Source organism: Streptomyces violaceorubidus (assembly GCF_000717995.1).
Lineage (GTDB): Bacteria > Actinomycetota > Actinomycetes > Streptomycetales > Streptomycetaceae > Streptomyces > Streptomyces violaceorubidus.
On sequence record NZ_JODM01000005.1, the window covers coordinates 29501 to 46339 of the forward strand.

General features: G+C 68.3%; 15 protein-coding genes. 5 read left to right on the forward strand and 10 right to left on the reverse strand.

Annotated elements, in window-relative coordinates; genetic code table 11:
• The first annotated feature begins 52 nt into the window (after positions 1-52).
• On the forward strand, positions 53-1438 hold the full coding sequence (locus IE94_RS0109345) for an MFS transporter (RefSeq protein ID WP_030180953.1): 1386 nt from the start codon (positions 53-55) through the stop codon (positions 1436-1438).
• Between the two features lie 142 nt (positions 1439-1580).
• A complete protein-coding gene (locus tag IE94_RS0109350; protein ID WP_030180956.1) occupies positions 1581-2723 on the forward strand; it encodes a carbohydrate kinase family protein in 1143 nt (380 codons plus the stop codon).
• 191 nt (positions 2724-2914) lie between these two features.
• On the opposite strand, the gene era is transcribed toward IE94_RS0109350, so the two are convergent.
• A complete protein-coding gene (era, locus tag IE94_RS0109355) occupies positions 2915-3868 on the reverse strand; it encodes a GTPase Era (RefSeq protein WP_030180959.1) in 954 nt (317 codons plus the stop codon).
• Positions 3869-4315: 447 nt separating this feature from the next.
• Between era and IE94_RS0109360 the strand changes: the two genes are divergently transcribed.
• Positions 4316-7234: an SIR2 family protein gene (locus IE94_RS0109360; protein ID WP_030180966.1), complete on the forward strand. Its 2919-nt coding sequence runs from the start codon at positions 4316-4318 to the stop codon at positions 7232-7234.
• Positions 7235-7294: 60 nt separating this feature from the next.
• Here the strand turns inward: IE94_RS0109360 and IE94_RS37815 are convergent, their stop codons facing one another.
• The 3 genes from IE94_RS37815 to IE94_RS0109375 are packed head-to-tail and all read right to left on the reverse strand — an operon-like array spanning position 7295 to position 9407.
• On the reverse strand, positions 7295-7630 hold the full coding sequence (locus tag IE94_RS37815; RefSeq protein ID WP_209441051.1) for a PPC domain-containing DNA-binding protein: 336 nt from the start codon (positions 7628-7630) through the stop codon (positions 7295-7297).
• A gap of 27 nt (positions 7631-7657) precedes the next feature.
• Positions 7658-8410 carry a hypothetical protein gene (locus tag IE94_RS39850; protein ID WP_157849330.1) on the reverse strand — a complete coding sequence of 251 codons (753 nt, stop codon included), beginning with the start codon at positions 8408-8410 and terminating at the stop codon, positions 7658-7660.
• 22 nt (positions 8411-8432) lie between these two features.
• Entirely contained in the window at positions 8433-9407 is a 975-nt protein-coding gene (locus tag IE94_RS0109375; RefSeq protein ID WP_030180981.1) for a fatty acid desaturase family protein, read from the reverse strand.
• 980 nt (positions 9408-10387) lie between these two features.
• On the opposite strand from IE94_RS0109375, the gene IE94_RS35340 reads away from it, so the two are divergent.
• Positions 10388-10684, forward strand: coding sequence for an ATP-binding protein (locus IE94_RS35340; protein WP_342450750.1), 297 nt, complete (start codon positions 10388-10390; stop codon positions 10682-10684).
• Here the strand turns inward: IE94_RS35340 and IE94_RS0109385 are convergent.
• Positions 10671-11027, reverse strand: coding sequence for a cytidine/deoxycytidylate deaminase family protein (locus tag IE94_RS0109385; protein ID WP_030180982.1), 357 nt, complete (start codon positions 11025-11027; stop codon positions 10671-10673). The genes IE94_RS35340 and IE94_RS0109385 overlap by 14 nt on opposite strands.
• Before the next feature lie 82 nt (positions 11028-11109).
• Positions 11110-12003: a helix-turn-helix transcriptional regulator gene (locus IE94_RS0109390; RefSeq protein WP_030180985.1), complete on the reverse strand. Its 894-nt coding sequence runs from the start codon at positions 12001-12003 to the stop codon at positions 11110-11112.
• A 103-nt stretch (positions 12004-12106) separates the two neighbouring features.
• On the opposite strand from IE94_RS0109390, the gene IE94_RS0109395 reads away from it, so the two are divergent.
• Positions 12107-13576: an MFS transporter gene (locus tag IE94_RS0109395; protein WP_030180988.1), complete on the forward strand. Its 1470-nt coding sequence runs from the start codon at positions 12107-12109 to the stop codon at positions 13574-13576.
• Here IE94_RS0109395 and IE94_RS0109400 read toward each other — a convergent pair.
• From IE94_RS0109400 to IE94_RS0109415, 4 genes are read right to left on the reverse strand one after another with little or no spacing between them, the layout of a single operon-like run.
• On the reverse strand, positions 13538-13909 hold the full coding sequence (locus tag IE94_RS0109400) for an MmcQ/YjbR family DNA-binding protein (protein WP_030180991.1): 372 nt from the start codon (positions 13907-13909) through the stop codon (positions 13538-13540). The two genes, IE94_RS0109395 and IE94_RS0109400, sit on opposite strands and share 39 nt — an antisense overlap.
• Positions 13906-15210: a hemolysin family protein gene (locus tag IE94_RS0109405; protein ID WP_030180994.1), complete on the reverse strand. Its 1305-nt coding sequence runs from the start codon at positions 15208-15210 to the stop codon at positions 13906-13908. The genes IE94_RS0109400 and IE94_RS0109405 overlap by 4 nt, the downstream gene beginning before the upstream one ends.
• Positions 15207-15704 carry an rRNA maturation RNase YbeY gene (gene ybeY, locus IE94_RS0109410; protein WP_030180995.1) on the reverse strand — a complete coding sequence of 166 codons (498 nt, stop codon included), beginning with the start codon at positions 15702-15704 and terminating at the stop codon, positions 15207-15209. Before ybeY ends, IE94_RS0109405 begins: the two co-directional genes overlap by 4 nt.
• 12 nt (positions 15705-15716) lie before the next feature.
• Positions 15717-16796, reverse strand: a complete 1080-nt coding sequence (locus IE94_RS0109415; protein WP_063829708.1) for a PhoH family protein — start codon at positions 16794-16796, stop codon at positions 15717-15719.
• Positions 16797-16839 lie beyond the last annotated feature (43 nt).

The window sequence follows — 16839 nt, forward strand, 5'->3', positions numbered from 1 at the left end:
CCGTCCCCTGCCACGACCGGAGCCGCTCGTGTCCGCAGCAGTAAGTCCCGAGGTGCATTCCCCCGCCGTACAGTCCGCCGTACGCAAGATCTTCCGCCGTGTGGTCCCGCTCTTCTTCGTCATGTTCGTGGCGAACTACATGGACCGCGTCAACCTGGGCTTCGCCCAGGACGAACTCCGCGCCGACGTCGGCCTGTCGGCCGCCGCCTTCGGCCTCGGCGCCGGTGTCTTCTTCATCGCCTACGCCCTCTTCGAGATCCCCTCCAACATGCTGATGGAGCGGTTCGGGGCCAAGGTGTGGCTCACCCGCATCATGATCAGCTGGGGGATCGTCGCCACCGCGATGGCCTTCGTCAACAGCGTGGAGATGTTCTACGCCCTGCGCTTCCTGCTCGGCGTCGCCGAGGCGGGCTTCTTCCCGGCCGTCATCTACTACTTCAGCCGGTGGCTCCCCGACTCCCACCGGGGCCGGGCCACCTCGATCTTCCTGATGGGTTCCGGAACCGCCACCGTCATCGTCGGCCCCGTCTCGGGGGCGCTGATGGAGATGCACGGGATCTGGGGCCACGCCGGCTGGCAGTGGATGTTCTTCATCGAGGGCGTCTTCTCCGTCGTCCTCGGCTTCGTTGTCTACCGCTTCCTCGACTCGGGCGTCGAGCAGGCGACGTGGCTGACCGACGAGGAGAAGGCCCACCTCGTCGCGGCCATCGACGCCGAGCAGGAGGAACGGGACGCGCGACGCGGCGAGAAGGCGGCCAGGGTCTCCCGCTGGAAACTGCTGGCCGACCCCCAGATGCTGCTCTTCCTCTGGATCTACTTCGCGATCAACGTCGCCCTGTACGCGGTCACGTTCTGGCTGCCGTCGATCGTGGACGACATCGGCGGGGTGAGCGACTTCCAGGTGGGGCTGCTGACCGCCGTGCCGTGGCTGTGCGCGCTGGTCGCCCTGTTCGTCAGCGGCCGGGTCTCCGACAGCATCGGCAAGCGCCGGCCCGTGCTGGTGGTCCTGCTCCTGCTCGGCGGCTGCGGCACCCTGCTGGCCGTGTTCGTCTCGCCCTGGATCGGGCTCGGCGCGCTGTGCCTGGCCGCGATGGGCTTCAAGCCGGCCTCCCCGGTCTTCTGGACCATCCCGCAGAGCTACCTCGACGCCCGCGCCGCGGCACCCGGCATCGCGCTGATCAACTCCATCGGCAACCTCGGCGGGTTCGTCGCCCCCACCGCCTTCGGCATCATCGAGGACACCACCGGCTCGACCAAGGGCGGCCTGGTCGGTCTGACCGTCGTCGGCTTCCTGGCCGCGCTGAGCGTGCTGCTGGTGCGCGGCGGCGGACGCAACGACCGGGTCCGCACCCGGCCGGCCGGGGCGGCGGCGGCCCCGGCACCGGAGACCACCCCCGGCGCCGCCCGGACAGCGCACCCGGGACCGGCCACGGCCTGACGCCACGCGGCCGGCACCACCGCACCGTCGGTGGCGTGGTGCACACTGGCGGGGTCCGCACCATGCCAGGGAGCGCACCGTGACAGCGTCCACCGTGTCCACCGTGTTGACCGACGTGCCCGACGCGACCGACGTGCCCGTCATGCCGGCCGACGAGAGAACGCACCGCCACGTCCCGCCCGAGGGATCGCACCGCCACCCCCGGGCCGATCCCCTCGCCGGTCTGCGCACACCGCAGGACCCGCCCTGGGACGTGTTCCTGACCGGGACCGTCTTCCTCGACGTGATCTTCACCGGGCTCGACTCCGCCCCGGTGCGCGGGACCGAGTCCTGGGCCCGGGGGATGGGGTCGAGCCCGGGCGGCATCGCCAACATGGCGACCGCGCTGGCCCGCCTGGGCCTGCGCACCTCGCTGGCCGCCGCGTTCGGCGACGACCACTACGGCGACTACTGCTGGGACGCCCTGTCCCGGGGCGAGGGCATCGACCTGGCCTCCTCGCGCACCGTGCCCGGCTGGCACTCGCCGGTGACGGTCTCCATGGCGTACGAGGGGGAGCGCACGATGGTCTCGCACGGCCACGAGCCGCCGCCCGAGGAACCGTCCCCCGACTGCCCGCCCGGCGCCCGCGCCGCCGTCGCCTCCCTCACCCCCGGCGTCAGCGCCCCCTGGATCGCCCGCGCCGCCGCCCGCGGCACCCGCGTCTTCGCCGACGTCGGCTGGGACGACACCGGCGCCTGGGACCTGGCCGCGCTGCCCGACCTGGCGCACTGCGAGGCGTTCCTGCCGAACGCGGAGGAGGCCATGCGCTACTCCGGCGCCACCTGCCCCCGCGCCGCCGCGCACGCCCTGACCGAGCACGTGCCGCTCGCCGTGGTCACCCTCGGCGCGGACGGCGCCTACGCCGTGGACCGGCGCACGGGGGAGAGCGCCGAGGTCCCGGCCATCGAGGTCGAGGCCCTGGACCCGACCGGCGCCGGGGACGTCTTCGTCGCCGGGTTCGTCACCGGCACCCTGGCCGGCTGGCCGCTCGCCGACCGTCTGGCCTTCGCCGGACTGACCGCGGCCCTCTCCGTCCAGGAGTTCGGGGGCTCGCTGTCGGCGCCGGGCTGGCGCGAGATCGCCACCTGGTGGCGCAAGGTCCAGTCCCTGGAGGACCAGGACCCGGCGGCCCTCAGCCGCTACGCGTTCCTGGCCGACCTGGTCCCCGACGACCTGGTGACACCCGCCCCCTGGCCCCTGCGCCGCGCGGTCCCCACCATCGGCTTCCGCCCCCCGACCCCCTGACCGCTCCCGTCCCGGGCGCGGGCTCAGAACCCGAGACGCCGCAGCTGCTTCGGGTCGCGCTGCCAGTCCTTGGCGACCTTGACGTGCAGGTCCAGGCTGTATCGATGTGCGGCTGCCGCCGCGTGGCCGGAGTGTCGGGTGTTGCGTCGGCGTGGGGGCGGGTCGGGCGGTCGCTCGGTGGTCCCGGGTGTTCAGAACCCGAGGCGCCGCAGCTGCTTCGGGTCGCGCTGCCAGTCCTTGGCGACCTTGACGTGCAGGTCCAGGAAGACCGGGGTCCCCAGCAGCGCCTCGATCTGCTTGCGGGACTTGATGCCGACGTCCTTCAGGCGCTTGCCCTTGGGGCCGATGATGATGCCCTTCTGGCTGGGGCGCTCGATGTACACGTTGGCGTGGATGTCCAGGAGCGGCTTGTCGGCCGGGCGGTCCTCGCGCGGGAGCATCTCCTCGACGACCACCGCGATGGAGTGCGGCAGCTCGTCGCGTACGCCCTCCAGCGCGGCCTCCCGGATCAGCTCGGCGACCATGACCTGCTCCGGCTCGTCGGTCAGATCGCCCTCGGGGTAGAGCGCCGGGCCCTCGGGCAGCAGAGGGGTGAGGAGGTCGGCGAGCAGGTCCACCTGCTGGTTCCCCGTGGCGGAAACCGGGACGATCTCCGCCCAGGTGATCCCCAGCTCCTTGCCCAGCTGGTCGATCGCGATCAGCTGCTCGGCCAGCGTCTTGGAGTCCACCAGGTCGGTCTTGGTGACGATCGCGACCTTCGGGGTCTTCCTGATCCCGGCCAGCTCCTTGGCGATGAAGCGGTCACCGGGGCCCAGCTTCTCGTTCGCCGGCAGGCAGAAGCCGATGACGTCCACCTCGGCCCACGTGGTGCGCACCACGTCGTTCAGCCGCTCGCCCAGCAGCGTACGCGGCTTGTGCAGCCCCGGGGTGTCCACCAGGATCAGCTGGGCGTCCTCGCGGTGCACGATGCCCCGCACCGTGTGCCGGGTGGTCTGCGGGCGGTTCGAGGTGATCGCCACCTTCTGCCCGACCAGAGCGTTCGTGAGGGTGGACTTGCCCGCGTTGGGACGGCCCACGAAGCAGGCGAAGCCGGCCCGGTGAACAGCCTCGGCCGGTTCTTCGGATGACTGGGTACGAACGCTCATGGCGCCCATTGTCCCTGATCCCGAAGCCGCACCCTACCCGCCCGCCCATACCTTCCGCGGTGACCTGGGAAACACTCTGCGATGGTCGTCACCGGCACTGGGCCGACACACACCGGCCGACCGGTGGCCGCCGAGCTCTCCCACCATGTCCGTACGACCGCCTTGGATGAAGTCGGAGTGGAGCAGTGGCCGTCGGACGGACCGGTCGGAAGTGACGTCGGTTGGCACGGTCCACGAATGAACGACCACGAAGGCGATCACCCCTTTCCCGGAACGCAGCGCCTGGCTACCCTGAGCCACGGAACGGACACAATGCGAGGCGGAGGCATGTTGCAGGAGCATCCGACGGCGGACCGAGATGGCTGAGGCCTAGATCTTCACTCGCGCTGCGCCTCCCGTGTCGCGGGCCACGTTCACCTTCACGTCGATTCCGATCCGGAGAATGCGATGAGTGCCTACGACATGCCACTCGAGCTGGTCGAACAGTTCAGCCACGGAAACGGTGTGGTGTTCGCCGGCGCGGGCTTGTCGAAAGACGCCGGTCTGCCCGACTGGCAGGGACTCATCGGCCGACTTGCCGCCGAGTTACCGGGCTGCCCGTCCGGCGCAGACCATCGGGATGTTGCCGCGTACTACGAACTGGAGCACGGTCGGAACCGGTTGGTGCAGCGCATCAGAGACCAGTTGGACACGCTGAGTCTGCAGCCCACGAGGGTCCACCACGCACTGACTGAGCTTCCGGTGCCGCTCGTTGTGACGACGAACTTCGACGATCTGATCGAGCAGGCGTACAGAGGAGCGCGCAAACCCTTCAGTACGGTGACACGGGCCGTGGACGCGGGATTCTGGTCGAACGAACGCACCCAGGTGGTGAAGATCCACGGAGATCTGTCCATTCCCGAGTCAATTGTCATCACTGCGGGGGATTACGAGCGCATCACTACGGACCGGCCCGCTCTGATTCGGTTGCTGGGTGCCACTTTGCAGACCCGCACCGTTCTGTTCCTGGGATACAGCGTGACGGACCCGGATCTGCGGACACTCCTGACGCAGCTCCGTCAGGAGACCGGAGATTATCAGCGCAATCTCTACTCCGTGCAGTTCGACGCCCCCGCGCTTGCGGTCAAGGACCTGGAGCAGAGAGGTGTGAAGGTAATCAACTTGTCACTCGGCAGGCGGTCGCCGGGGGACGTCCTGCTGACTTGGCTGACAGAGTTGCGGGAGCGGGCGGCACACCACGGGCAGCCGACGGCGTCGGAGGAGCCTGGGCGCAAGCTCGATCCGGGGATGGACGACAGGCTGTCTGCAGAAGTGATGGGCCTGCTCAAGGCCATGGGATACACCGTTTCTCGACCCCGCCGCAGCCCGGGGGTGGTGGACTTCCGGGCGAGCAAGTACAGCGAAGGCACACAGATCGTGCGGTGGATTCGTTGCGTGGAAGGGAGCGTGGGATCCGGGCACATCGACGGGGCGCATGCTTTGCGGGGAGGGGAGGAGGCAGCGAGCGAGGTCTGGGTGATCGGCTACCGCAGTGGCGTTTTCACCTCCCAGGCCAGGGCCAGGGCCGAGGACACCCGCATCATGTCGATAGCTCAGTTCTACCGGACGATGCTCAACATCGACGCCTACCTTGCGCGGATGCTTCAAGAGTACGAAGAAGAGGGCATCGATAAGCTGTGGGTGGAACTCGCCTGCGAAGTACCGCAGTACGACAGGATGCGGTCGGTGCCGCTCAGTACTGACAGTTTCGACGATGTCGAGGCATTTCTGGATGTCTGGATCGACACTCCGGGGCGTAATCACATCTCTATTCTCGGTGATTTCGGTACTGGTAAAACGTGGCTGTCTCGTCACTATGCGGCACGGCTGGCCCGTCGCTATTTGGAGGACTGCGAACACAACCGGGTGCCGATCCTGATTTCTCTGAGAGATCGGTCGCATGGTGATTCGGTCAACATCAAGGAATTGATTACTGACACGCTGGTCAATGCGTACGGGATGCACCTGCCAGGTGGTTATGAGACATTTCAATTCCTCAATCGACACGACAGTTTGGTGTTGATTCTTGACGGCTTCGACGAGATGCAGGCCCGCCTGGACGACCTGGCAACAGTCCGAAACTTCGACGAACTGGCCAAGGTTGTGGAACCGGATGCCAACTGCAAGGCGATTCTCACATGTCGTACGAGCTACTTTCGTACGGATCTCGAGGAGCGAGAAGTCCTGGCAGGAGAGGGCTTGCAGCGCATCAATTTGAAGGGGCGACCCAATTTCGAGATCCTGCATCTTGTTCAATTCGACGACGAGCGCATTCGGAAGTCGCTGCGGCGTCAGGTCGGCGACCGGGCCGAGGGGTACTACCAGGATATTCATCGCATCTACGACCTCGGAAACCTGGCGCAACGACCCATTCTTCTGTCCATGATCGCTGCCACCCTGCCGCGGCTCGTGCAGCAGAACACGGTCAACCCTGCGACTCTGTACGAGACCTACACTGACGAATGGATGCGTAAGAACCTCGTCGAGCAGCGCTCCATCATGGAATCGCGAGAAAAGCGCACCGTGATGCAGGACTTGGCGTGGGAGATGTTCCGGAGAGAGACCGCTTCGATTCACTACTCGGAGCTCCCGCGCGCCCTCCAGGATTCGCTGACCTCCAGGTCCACGGCGCTGATGCACAACTACGAGCACGATGTACGCACACAGTCATTTCTGCAGCGGGACAATGCAGGTTTCTATGGTTTTGCGCACAAGTCGTTCATGGAATTCTTCATTGCGCAGCGCATCTTCACGGATATCTGCCAGAACTATAGTGGCAGACTGATGGACGCTCAGACATCCTACGAGACAGACCAGTTCGTCAAGGATCTGCTCCTACGAGAGCCGTCGTACATGGACACGCTGATTGGATGGCTGAACGAGGGGGAATCGGCGGTCCTCCGGGTCAACTCGGCCGGGATTCTGGCGAAAGTGGGAGAGAGGGGGCTGGTCGGCGATGTGATCCGACTGCTCGATCGAGACAAAGCCGTCCGGCATCTGTACCTGACTGCCGTCATCTTCCGAGTGCTGGAGATCAGATGGGAGGCCGCTCAGCGACTGGCTTCCGAGCCGAACGGAAAGAGGCTTCCCCAGTTGTTGACGCTTACCTCTGATCAGCTGACCACGGTTGCGACGCGATTCTGCGCGGAGGCGCTCAATCCAAGGGACGCAGTGGCCCGGTGGCTGTCGTTTCGGCTTCTGGAGCAGGTGCGCGACGTGGCAGCGGAGGAAGTGGAACGTACTTTGGAGGCCGCGTGGGTCAGTGAGGACACAGAAGAGACGCGCGTACTGATCTCGCAGATGCGTCTGTCTGCCGAACCGAGATGATCTGCCGCGGGCCACAGAGCGTGCGGAGTGCAGCTGTCACGCCCTGCAGCACCTTGTGCTTCAGTTCGCCGGCAGGACGTACACCCGCACGAACCAGTGCTGCGGCCGGCCCATGTGCAGATGCCCGGCCACGGCAGTGCCGTCCTCGGTACCGCAGACGGCATGGATGTGCGGTACGCCGTCCCTCACCTCTCCCGTCCCGAACAGCTCCAAGGGTTCGGTGTACGTCCGGACGATGTCCTGAGATGCGTCACCGCGTGGCATGGTGCTCAAGGTGCACTCATCCACGGCACCAATGACGGAAGCGATCGCCCCCTGGCGAACCCCGTGATTGGTCAGCTCCTTGGTCAGGTGGCTGATGATGTCCGCACCGGTAGGGATTTCAACGATCAGCAAGGTTATCTCCTGCGAGGTGAAGGCACGTCACACGCGGCGGGCGGACTGCCAAATATGTTCGAACTGATTGACCCAGTATCCATACCAGCGTGCGCTGTCGGCTTTGGTCAACTCTATATGGGCTCTGGAAGCCGCCGTTTCGTTGTGGAACCCGTGGAACTCGACGATCACCGTGCCGTGGCGTTCCAAGGGGTCGATGGCTACGAGGCTGAACCCAGGGCTGTACGGCAGCTTTCCGTACGACAGTTCACCCGGTGTTTGCCACGAACTCATCAGCGCAAGTTGTGAAAGAGTGGCGCTGATCCCGTCTGCCAGTCGTTGCAGAGGATAGTCCTCCGAGTCCAGCTGTTGCGCGGCCACTTCGACGGCTGCCTGCTCGGAGGGATCGAGCACGACCACTCGGAGCCTTCCGCCCGTTCGGCTGAGCACTGTGGCGCGCAAGGCCTGGCATGTCTGAGGAGAAAGGATGCCAACGGCAGACGGAGCAAAGATCCATACGTCCTTTGCTTCCTGAAGGCGCGCGGAAATCGGGATCGAGTCAAAGGCAGAGCGATCGGCGATCAGAGCGTCTGCCGAATCCTGCGTTATTGGCTCCGGAAGAGTCACCCGATAAACAAGAAGTCCGATCCCGGCCAAAACCACACTCCACCGGAGACCGGCGGGCACTATGTCGCTGACTGCCGAACAGAGCGCGACACCGAATGCCACAAGTGCCACCACATACGAGTCGAGGTTGCGTCTTTCCAGAATGTCGCGGCCGATCTCGCGTAACCTTCCCAAGGAGTCTTCCGTCCCTTACGGTTCACGTGCCGGTGGCTCTCGGCAGGTCTGCCAACTGGTCAAAGTTCCGCGTGATGGCTTCGCTCAGACTCCAAGTGTGCCAGAAGTTCTCCTGGGCTCGCGGGGAGTTGGCCATCATTTCCGAGCGGGCATAGGCCGCGTCGCACCAGTTGAAGGTGCGACCTTTCGGATCGGCGTGGTGAGCGTCGTGACAACCGTTGTCGGTGAAGCCGACGACCAGGACACGGGCGACCAAGAGGTGCCAGAACAAGAGGCGAAACCACCAGAAGCACCATGCCCGCAGGGCCCTGGGCCCCCTGAGTGACCGGGCAGGACAGGGGTCGGCGAAGAATCTGGCCCCCGTTTTCTCGGCGAATCCCTCCCATCCGGAACGTGACGAGTCCCTGAACCACGAATGGAGCCCCAGCGCGTAGAGGACCATGCTGACGTGCCATCCGAGGGTCAGAGGCAGCAGCCATGCGACGCTCCACGCCACCAGGGGCTTCCAATATTCTGTTCCGTACCACCAGCACATGGCGGCCACTGGCCCGAACTGGGCCACCAGGAAAGCTGTTGTGCGTAGCGGTTGCCGCCGGAGTGACACGTTGATGCCGACTCGGCCGCTCACTGTACGCAGGACGCAGGCGGGTGCCAGCAGGGTCCGGCACAGAAGCCGGGGGTAGGCACAGCGCGGTAGTCCCGGCCGCAGCCCCAGCGCTGCCAGTGCCGCTTGATCGGGATCGAGCCGACTGGTCAGGGCGGAATGGTGCACCAAGTGGTCCCGGCGATAGTCGTCGTAGCTCTGCGTCATGCCTATTGCGCCGGCCAGGACCCCGATGAGAGGGCTGTGTCGGCCGAAGTCGCCGTGGCTGGCGTGGTGCAGCACGAACGTGTGCATGGCCCGGAAGGCTCCGGCCGACACCATGACCGTCAGCAGTATCAGCGGGGCGGTCCAGGCCCAGACGGTGAGGGACGAGTCTGTGCTCGCGTTCAGCATCAGGCATGTCGTGACACCTGAGGACAGCGGTGGGACCAGGAAGCTCCCGGCAACGCAGAGTCCTGGATTCTTGCGCAACAGGGGCTGCTGCCCTGGATGGGGCGCTCCGCTGACACTGGTCAGGAAGGCCTGGAAGACGCGAACCCGCGGCAGTGAGTCATGCGCCGTACAGCGACTGCATGTCTTGCCTTCCGCGGTGCACAAGGAGCACGGTACCGTCGCTTCAATGCCGATCACTTGTCCTCCAGTCGGCTGGAAGGTGCGGGCGATCGAATCCGGTGGAGTGCTGTTGCGGACTCGCAGACGGCCGGGCAGGCCCGGGGAGTGCTGACCGGTCAGGGCTCGTGTCCGCAGCATCGCATATGTGGACCTCATGGTGGACACCCCTGTTGGGCTGAAGACTCAAACGGCTGCCGGCTGGGGCTCCTGCCTGTGGTGGTTGTGCTGTCCGATGAGAGGGAGCGGGCGGTGACGCGGGCTCGGCAAGGTGGTTTGGTCCAGGTCCACAGTCCGGCCGCAGGGGTCCTACCAGTCAATGCCCGTCAGCCCGCGCTGACCGACGCCAGCACGGTGCCGTCGGGCCCCGGCCACCGGCACCGGCATCCCGGCCCCGCCAGGCCCCGTACCGCGCGGCTCGATCCTTCGCAGGTGTGGACTACCACCTCAGTCACCACGGCCGCTGCCGCAGCGAGGGCGGACCATGCGTCGAGGTGGCCACCTGCCCCCGCGCCCTCCACGTCCGCGACTCCCGCGCGCGACCACCGCGAACCCGCCAAAAATCCGTACGGTTCATCGGGTGATCAACGGGAGTGACTCCATGTGACCTTCGTTCGTGAATGAGACGCTCCGCATCCCGCCGTTGCGGGAGAGGTTGTTCCGCGTGAACGCCGTGCTGTGTCGGATGCCAGGCGGTACGCCCACGAGACCCTGCCGGCTGGGGTCTCGCCGACACCGAACGTGGCGAGGACGTGCTGCTGTGCGTGAGGGAGCTGGTGACCAACGCGCTGCTGCACGGCGTACCGCCGGGACGGCTCTTCCTGCTCTTCCTGCGCTACGACGGCAGGGTGCTGCGGGTCAAGGTGCACGACAGAGGGGGCGGGGTACCGCGCATCATGGCCAGGCGGGACGCGGGCGGGCGCGGACTGCTGCTCGTGGCCGTGCTGTCCGACGCGTGGGGTGTGCGGGAGCGTGAACCCGGCAAGGCGGTCTGGTGCGAGTCCACGCTCCGGCCGAGGGCGGAGACCTGGGGACCCGGGTCCGTTGTCAGCCCGCGCTGACTGTCGCCCGCACCGTCCCGTCGGGCGAAGCCACCAGCACCGGCGTCCCGGGCCCGCCCAGGTCCCGCACCGCCGCCCGGTCCTCCTGCGACGCCGACTCCGACTCGGTCACCACCGCCGCCGCCTCCAGTGACTTCGCACCGGACGCCACCGCCATCGCCACCGCCGTGCGCAGCGCGCTGAGCTTCAGGGAGTCCAGGGCGACCGTGCCGGCGACATAGGTGCGGCCGGTCTCGTCGCGGACGGCCGCGCCCTCGGGCACGCCGTTGCGGGCGCGGGCCGAGCGGGCCAGGGTGACGATCTTGCGGTCCTCGGGATCGAGGCCGGGAGTCTCGGTGGTCATGGGGTGAGCATACGTAGCCCCGCCGGGCCCCGGCCCGCTCACCCCGTCACCGGTCCGCGCCCACCCGGGAACCGGTCCGCTCTCACCCCGCCACCGGGTACATCGCCCCGCGCCGGCCCTCCGGCGAGGCCAGCCACTCCAGCTTCGCCGCGGTGTTCGCCTCGTCCAGCGGCGTGTGCAGCACGATCGTCAGATCCGGCCGCGCGGGCACCTGGAGCGCCGTCGACTCCAGGCTGAGCAGACCGACCAGCGGGTGGTCCAGCTCCTTGCGGATCTGCCCCGCGTCCTCGATGTCCCGTTCCTCCCACAGCGCCGCGAACTCGGCACTGGCCTCCTTCAGGTCCGCCAGGACCTGCTGGAAACCCTCGTCGTCCGGGTTGGCTGCGCAGGTGGCGCGGAACTGGGCGACGACCGTACGCGCGTTGCGCTCCCAGTTGCGGGCGCGGGAGCGGTACAGCGGGTCGGTGAAGTAGTCGACGATGCAGTTCCACGTCGTTTCGAGCCGCATGCCCAGCACCATCGCCGCCGCGTCGTTGTACATCACGCAGTTGTAGTACCGGTCCATGATGTGCGCCGGATACGGCATCCACGTGTCGATCAGCCGCCGCAGCCCCTCGCACATGTCCCGCTTCGCCGGCTCCACCTCGGCGGCGGGCGGGTTCAGCCCCGCCAGTACGTACAGGTGGCGGCGCTCGGCGTTGCTGAGCCGCGGCACCCGCCCGACCGCGTCCAGGACCTGCGGGGAGACCGAGATGTCGCGGCCCTGCTCCAGCCACTGGTACCAGGAGGCGCCCACCCCGGCGAGCACGGCCACCTCCTCGCGGCGCAGCCCCGGCGTCCGGCGCCGCGCCCCGCCGTCGGGCAGACCGACCTCGGCCGGGGACACCCGTGCCCGGCGGCTCATCAGGAACTCCCGCAGCTCACTGCGGCGCCGGTCCCGGCCCGCGCCCTGGGCCCTCGTGATCACGTCCGGCACGTCCGTACTCCCCCCGTAGCCAATCCGCCGGTGCCTGGTGGTGGCACCACCAGGACAATCGGCGTCTCCCCACAACTATTCCGGGGGTCCGAGGCTCATGTCCATGGCGATCGACACCACCCCGACTCCCACCCCGACTCCCACCCCGGCCCCCGCGGCGGCGGAATCCTCCGCCCCACGGCTCTCCTCCCGCGACCGGCTCGTCCTGTTCGTGCTCTGCGCGGCCCAGTTCATGGTCGCGCTCGACTTCTCCGTCCTGAACGTCGCCCTGCCCGTGCTCGGCACGGACCTCGGCATGAGCACCTCCGCCCTGCAGTGGGCGGTCACGGCGTTCGCGCTGCCGTCCGGCGGGTTCCTGCTGCTCTTCGGACGCATGGGCGACCTCTACGGCCGCCGCCGGCTCTTCCTCGCCGGGCTCGCGCTCTTCGGCGCCGCCTCCCTGCTGGCCACCTTCGCCCGGGACCCGGCTTCGTTCCTCGCCGGACGCGCCCTGCAGGGCCTCGGCGCGGCGGCCATCGTCCCGACCGGCATGTCCCTGCTGACCACGACCTTCCCGGAGGGCCCCGCCCGCGACCGCGCCCTCGGCATCTCCGGCACCCTGCTCTCGCTCGGCTTCACCGTCGGCATGGTGGCCGGCGGCGTCCTGACCGACCTGCTGAGCTGGCGCTCCACGATGGGCCTGCTCGCCCTGTTCGCGCTGATCGTGCTGCCGCTGGCCCCGCGTCTGCTGCCCGAGTCGCGGACCCCGGAGCGGCCCCGCCTCGACGTGCCCGGCGCGGTCACCGTCACCGGCGGCCTGCTCTGCCTGATCTACGCCCTCACCACGGCCGCCGAGCACGGCTTCGGCCGCACCGACGTCCTCGTCACCCTCGGCGCGGGCCTGCTGCTCCTGGCCGCCTTCGTGGCCGTCGAGTCCCGCACCCCGGCGCCGCTGGTCTCGCTGCCGATGCTGCGCCGCCGCACGGTGGCGTGGGGCAACCTGGGCGGGCTGGTCACCTTCTCGATGATGTCGACGGTGGTCTTCGTCCTCACCCTGTACCTCCAGGAGATCCTGCACCTGAACGCCTTCGAGACCGGCCTGGTCTTCGGCGTGCAGGGGGTGCTCTCGGTGGTGGCCGGTTCCTGCGCCCCGCGCGTCATCGGCCGCTTCGGCGCCCGCCGCACCCTGGCGGGCGCGCTCGCCGGGCAGGGCCTGCTGGGGCTGTCGCTGCTGGCGCTGGGGGAGGGAAGCGGGTCCGTGGTCCTCGCCACCGCCGCCGTCTCGCTGGCCAGCATGTGCCACCTGGGCGCGATCATCTCCTACGGCCTGACCGTCACCTCCGGCGTCCCCGACGAGGAGCAGGGCCTGGCGACCGGCCTGGTCACCTCGACCCAGCAGGTCGGTATCACCGTCGGCATCCCGCTGCTCGGCGTGCTGGCCACCACCGCCGGCGACCTGCGCTCCGGCGTCCACACGGTGCTGGTCCTGGACGCGGCGATCGTGCTGGCCGCCGCCGTCCTGGTCGCGGTGGGGCTGCGGGTGGCCCGGGCGGGCTCAGGGACGGTCGAGGCGGAGCCGGTCGGCGCGCGGTAGACCGGCGACGACCAGGTCGTACGAGTCCTCGACGAGCTCCCGGACGACGCGGTCCGGGAGCTCGCCGCCGGTCCCGCCGCTCACGGTCACCGTGTTCCAGTGCCGCTTGTTCATGTGCCAGCCGGGGGCCACCAGGCCCGGGTGCTCGCGTCGCAGCCGGATCGCGTCGTCCGGGTCGCACTTGAGGTTGACGGTGAGCGGACGCCCCTCCAACGAGGTCAGCGCGAACATCTTCCCCAGCACCTTGAAGACGGAGGTCTCCGGGTTGAAGGGGAAGTCCTCCACCGCCGCGTTGAAGGACAGGCAGAGGTCGCGCAGCTGCCCGGGGGTCATTCCGGCACCGCCTCCTCGGCCGGCTTCGCCGCGGCGACCGGCTCCACCAGCACCGTCACGATCTTGTTCCGGCGGCCCGCCGCGGCCTCCGCCGTCAGCCGCAGCTCACGGCCGTCGGGCAGCTCCACGATCGAGGAGGCCCCGGCGATCGGGACGCGGCCCAGCGCCTTGGCGAGCAGACCGCCCACCGTCTCCACGTCCTCGTCGTCGTACTCGTCCAGGCCGTACAGCTCGCCCAGGTCGCCGATGTCCAGGCGCGCGGTGACCCGGAACCGGTCCCCGCCCAGCTCCTCCACCGGCGGCAGCTCCCGGTCGTACTCGTCGGTGATCTCGCCGACGATCTCCTCCAGGATGTCCTCGATGGTGACGATGCCGGCCGTGCCGCCGTACTCGTCGATGACGACGGCGACGTGGTTGCGCTCCTTCTGCATCTCGCGCAGCAGGTCACCGGCGTTCTTGGTGTCCGGCACGAAGGACGCCGGGCGCATCGCGGTGGAGACCAGGTCGCTCTCCGCGTCCCGGCTGATGTGCGTCCGACGGACCAGGTCCTTCAGGTACACGATGCCGACGATGTCGTCCTCGCTGTCGCCGGTGACCGGTATCCGGGAGAAACCGGAGCGCAGGGCGAGAGTGAGGGCCTGCCGGATGGTCTTGTAGCGCTCGATGACGACGAGGTCGGTGCGCGGCACCATGACCTCCCGCACGAGCGTGTCGCCCAGCTCGAACACCGAGTGCACCATGCGGCGCTCCTCGGCCTCGATCAGGGACTCCTTCTCGGCGTAGTCCACCAGCGCCCGCAGCTCCGCCTCCGAGGCGAAGGGGCCCCGGCGGAAGCCCTTGCCGGGGGTGAGCGCGTTGCCGATGAGGATGAGCAGCGACGGGATCGGGCCCATGACGCGGGCCAGCGGCAGCAGCACGTACGCCGCCGCGGTCGCCGTGTTCAGCGGGTGCTGGCGCCCGATGGTGCGCGGGGAGACCCCGACGGCGACGTAGGAGAGCAGCACCATCAGCGCGATGGCGATGACCAGCGCCTCGCCGGTGCCGTCGAACTCCCTCAGGCAGGCGTACGTGACCAGCGCGGCGGCCGCCATCTCGCAGGCGACCCGGACCAGCAGCGCCACGTTGAGGTAGCGCGTCGGGTCCGCGGCGACCTGGGCGAGCTTCTCGCCGCCCCGGCGCCCGGACCGTACCGCCTCCTCGGCGCGGAAGCTGGAGACCCTCGCGAGCCCCGCCTCCGCGCACGCGGCCAGCCAGGCGACCACCACCAGGGCGACGGCGCCGGCGACGAGCGGGAAGCTCATGAGACCGTCGGGGCCGGGGACGGGCCGGTCAGGCCCTTCTCCGCGCGCCAGCCGTCCACGATCGCGGCCTGCAGACCGAACATCTCGGCCTTCTCGTCCGGCTCCTCGTGGTCGTACCCGAGCAGGTGCAGCACCCCGTGGACGGTCAGGAGCTGGAGCTCCTCGTCCATGGAGTGCTGCGTCGGCGCCTCGGTGCCCTGCTTGGCGGCGACCTCCGGGCAGAGCACGATGTCGCCGAGCAGCCCCTGCGGCGGCTCCTCCTCGTCCTTGGACGGCGGGCGCAGCTCGTCCATCGGGAAGGACATCACGTCGGTGGGACCGGGCAGGTCCATCCACTGGATGTGCAACTGCTCCATGGCCCCGGCGTCCACGACGATCACCGAGAGCTCGGAGAGCGGGTGGATGCGCATCCGCGCGAGGGCGTAGCGGGCGATGTCGAGGATCGCCTGCTCGTCGACCTCGGTTCCGGACTCGTTGTTGACGTCGATCGACATGGTCGTGCTGGTCTACTTCCCCTTGGCCTTGGCACCGTGTCTCGGTGTCCGGCCGCCGTTGTGGCCGCCGTTCTCGGTGCCGTTCCTGCTGTCGTACTGCTCGTAGGCGTCGACGATACGGCCCACCAGCTTGTGCCGGACGACGTCCTGCGACGTCAGCCGGGAGAAGTGGACGTCCTCGACACCCTCCAGGATGTCCTGCACCTGCCGCAGACCCGACTTCGTGCCGCCGGGCAGGTCGACCTGGGTCACGTCACCCGTGATCACGATCTTCGAGTCGAAGCCGAGGCGGGTGAGGAACATCTTCATCTGCTCGGGGCTGGTGTTCTGGGCCTCGTCCAGGATGATGAAGGCGTCATTGAGCGTGCGGCCGCGCATGTAGGCCAGCGGTGCGACCTCGATCGTGCCCGCCGCCATCAGCCGCGGGATCGAGTCGGGGTCGAGCATGTCGTGCAGCGCGTCGTACAGCGGGCGCAGGTACGGGTCGATCTTCTCGTACAGCGTGCCCGGCAGGAAGCCGAGCCGCTCGCCGGCCTCGACCGCCGGGCGGGTCAGGATGATGCGGTTGACCTGCTTGGACTGCAGGGCCTGCACCGCCTTGGCCATCGCCAGATAGGTCTTGCCGGTGCCCGCGGGGCCGATGCCGAAGACGATGGTGTGCTTGTCGATCGCGTCGACGTACCGCTTCTGGTTCAGCGTCTTGGGGCGGATCGTGCGGCCGCGCGAGGACAGGATGTTCTGCGTGAGCACCTCGGCCGGGGTCTCCCGGCCGTCGCTCTCCCCGTTCTCGCTCGCCTTGAGCATGGCGATCGAGCGTTCCACTGCGTCCTCCGTCATCGGCTGCCCGGTGCGCAGCACCAGCATCATCTCGTCGAACACGCGCTGTACGAGGGCGACCTCATGGGTGTCGCCGACGGCGCTGATCTCATTGCCCCGGACGTGGATGTCGGCCGCCGGGAAGGCCTTCTCGATCACGCGCAGGAGGGAGTCTCCGGAGCCCAGTACGGTCACCATGGGGTGCTGGGCGGGGACGGTGATCTGTGCTCTCGCCCGCCCCTGCGCGGGGGCGTGGCCTGAGGGTGTCTGAGTCATGGGCCGGCGCTCTAGGCCTGCTCGTCCTCCTCTGCGGCGTGCG